This is a genomic window from Roseibium sp. RKSG952, from assembly GCF_009711355.1.
On sequence record NZ_SMMF01000205.1, the window covers coordinates 1 to 361 of the forward strand.

General features: G+C 44.6%; 1 protein-coding gene. It reads left to right on the plus strand.

Annotated elements, in window-relative coordinates; all coding sequences use genetic code 11:
• The first annotated feature begins 112 nt into the window (after positions 1-112).
• On the plus strand, positions 113-310 hold the full coding sequence (locus E1297_RS00510; RefSeq protein ID WP_155132602.1) for a hypothetical protein: 198 nt from the start codon (positions 113-115) through the stop codon (positions 308-310).
• Positions 311-361: the final 51 nt, after the last annotated feature.

Genomic DNA, 361 nt, shown 5'->3' on the forward strand with positions numbered 1-361 from the left:
CTGTTATTATTTATTAAATTGATTTTCTAAATATTTAAGTTAAATATTGGTAATTGTATTATCGTATTTATTTCCATTTTTTTCTATTTTCGCACAAACAGTTCTTCGAAGGGTGTTTGACCTGCCCGTCATCCCGCGCTGTGGCCGCCCGGGCACGCTGTTTTACTGTGACCCGCCCTATTACGACTGCGAAAACGACTATGGCGAGGGGCTGTTTGCCAAGCACGATTTCGAGACGCTGGCGCAGTTTGCGGGTTCCGGATATGACTGGACACCGTTTCCGCTATTTGCTGGACATCGTTTCCGTTAATTCCCGGACAGGGATTCCGGTAATTACTGGACAGAAGATTTTCCTGTTTCA